The organism is Pseudanabaena sp. 'Roaring Creek' (assembly GCF_001402795.1).
Lineage (GTDB): Bacteria > Cyanobacteriota > Cyanobacteriia > Pseudanabaenales > Pseudanabaenaceae > Pseudanabaena.
Genome location: NZ_LIRE01000606.1, coordinates 1 through 2,573, shown reverse-complemented (window position 1 = coordinate 2,573; position 2,573 = coordinate 1). Strand labels below are relative to the sequence as shown.

Here is a 2,573-nt window from a genome sequence, read left to right as displayed (position 1 = left end):
CTGTAGCTATAAAAAGCCTATAAAACAGTCTGTGCTGTCCTCAAAGCAGGCGGCACAGGTTTTTAGGATTTATGCCCAGTTACTTAGCTATAAAAGTCTGAGGTAGCGCTGTAGTATGGACAAGGACTATATGCGATCGCCTCCTAAGAATGAATCGTAAATTTTGGATTATTGCCCTCATCTCTTTTATTAACTCCCTGAGTTTTACGATTCTCATCCCAGTTTTGTATCTCTACGGCAGACAGTTCAAGTTAAATGATTCTCAGACTAGCTTACTGTTTGCCATTTATGCGTTCGCTCAATTTTTTGCCACGCCAATCATCGGGAAACTCTCCGATCGCTTTGGGCGCAAACCTTTATTAATTCTCAGTTTGGCGGGGACAGTTATCGCGAACCTCATGGCAGGAACTGCTGCGAGTGCCGCCGTATTATTTTTTGCTAGATTTCTCGATGGGATTACAGGCGGTAATGCCTCGGTAGCCCAAGCCGTAATTTCCGATGTAACCACCCCTGAAAACCGAGCTAAAGCATTTGGGATCAATGGGGCTGCCTTTGGGCTGGGTTTTATTTTGGGACCTGCCATTAGTTTGATCGCCCAAAAAGTAGCCCTCAACACACCCTTAGGTAAATCCTTTGGCGCATCTTTCTTAGTTTCGGGGACGATCGCTGCGATCGCCTTATTGCTAACTATTTTCCTGCTGCCTGAGACCCTGAAGATTAAAGCTCAAAAATCACAAAACTTCTTCGATCTTGGTCTAGATAAGCTAATCACAGGATTATATATGCCCAAAATAGGAATTTTGTTGGTGATTAATTTCCTAACAGGACTAACATTCAATATGTTTACCTTTGCGTTTCAGCCCTATTTTTTGCAGGTGATTAAGCAAAATAGTGACGCGCTCACACTGATGTTCTTGCTATTCGGTGTCCTAGGCGTAATCATGCAGACTCTGGGAATTTCTCTGATGCTCAAACGCCTACAAATCGTACAAATTCTCTTTTTAGGGCTATTAATCCGTAGCGTCTCCTTCGCCTTAATGCCCATCTGGGAAAATGTCTATTACTTTGTGGTTGTATGTATTCTCTTCTCATTATTGAATTCCGTCGTACAGCCAATGATTAGCGCCCTAATTTCCCTCAATTCTAGCCCCGAAGAACAGGGAACAGTACTCGGACTTAACTCTTCCTATCTCAGCATATCAAACGGATTTGGACCAGTCATTGCTGGCTTCGTCGTCAATCAAAATAATCCCCATTCCTATGGTTATCCACTCTATCTAGCAGGGATTTGTACGTTTCTTGTCCTCATCTTTGCAGTTCTCAAACGGCAAAACTATGCAGTTAAGCCCTCCTAGCTATAGCCGTCGCCAGATGTTTCTGTATAGGCAATAAAACCCAAGAATTGATTAGCGGCGCGAAGCGCCGCCAATTAATTCTTGGGTTTTATTGCCTACAGCGCTTTACGCTCAAACCCAAACCAAGGAAGTTTTCAAAAGCGTTGCTGCGCAACGCTTTTGAAAACTTCCTTGTGGTTCGTTTGATCGATAATTGCTTTAAGTCAAGTGACTGTAGCTATAGATATTGCGTGCTAATCGTCATTCTACTCTATCGATTTTAGGTGAGGAGAACCCACTCAAAAAAGTTCGGTTCTCCTTCTCCTCAAAGCTTTGCCGCTATTTCATAATAAGTCTGTGAATCAAGAAGTACAAACCTCCAATTCAATTTCTACCCTACTTCTTAACATTCACAGTTGTTTAGAAATAGATAAAGGTGATTCCTATGTTATTGCGTTGGCATCCTCTCCAAGAAGTAGAAGAAGTAAGCCGTCAATTCGATCGCTTATTTCGCGAACTCGCACCCCAAGAACGGGAAACAACCAAAGGTGGTTGGATTCCTGCCAGTGAATTACGGGACGATGGCGATCATTTAACGCTAAGGTTGTCGCTTCCCGATATCGAACCCAAGGATCTCGATATTCAGGTCACAAAGGATTCGCTTTCGATTGCTGGCGAACGCCACATTCAAAGAAAAGATGAATCAGACAAAGGATATTATTGGAGTGAAATCAGCTATGGTAAGTTCCGTCGCGTTTTTGCCCTACCTGTAGCGATCGAAAACGATCGCGTAAAAGCCGAATACAACAATGGGATCTTAACTCTCACCCTACCTAAAGCTAACGAAGTCAAGGCTTTTAAGGTCAATGTCTCCAACGAGTTACCACCCTCTGAATCCAATCAATAATGTAATACCAATTCCCGAAAGTGTTGTCACACTTTCGGGAATTATAGCTATCGCCAAATGTACTAGGACATAAACCCCAAGAATTAACTGGCGGCGCGAAGCGCCGCCAGTTAATTCTTGGGGTTTGATTTGTCCTAATTCAAGTGACTGTAGCTATAAAATCTAAATCTCGTAAGGGTTTTCAAGTTAAGAAATGGCGTAGCCATTGCTTAACTTGGCATAGCGGTAGCCAATTATTTTAGGACAAACCCAAACGCCAAAATAGAGTGGCGGCGCTACGCGCCGCCACTCTATTTTGGCGTTTGGGTCTTAACTACAATGGCTATAGCTAT

Annotated in this window: 2 protein-coding genes; both read left to right on the top strand. The window is 43.1% G+C overall.

Going from position 1 to position 2,573, the window contains the following annotated elements; translation table 11 throughout:
- The first annotated feature begins 149 nt into the window (after positions 1-149).
- Positions 150-1,355 carry an MFS transporter gene (locus AC805_RS16775; RefSeq protein WP_055076466.1) on the top strand — a complete coding sequence of 402 codons (1,206 nt, stop codon included), beginning with the start codon at positions 150-152 and terminating at the stop codon, positions 1,353-1,355.
- 424 nt (positions 1,356-1,779) lie between these two features.
- Positions 1,780-2,241, top strand: a complete 462-nt coding sequence (locus tag AC805_RS16770) for an Hsp20/alpha crystallin family protein (RefSeq protein WP_055076465.1) — start codon at positions 1,780-1,782, stop codon at positions 2,239-2,241.
- Positions 2,242-2,573: the final 332 nt, after the last annotated feature.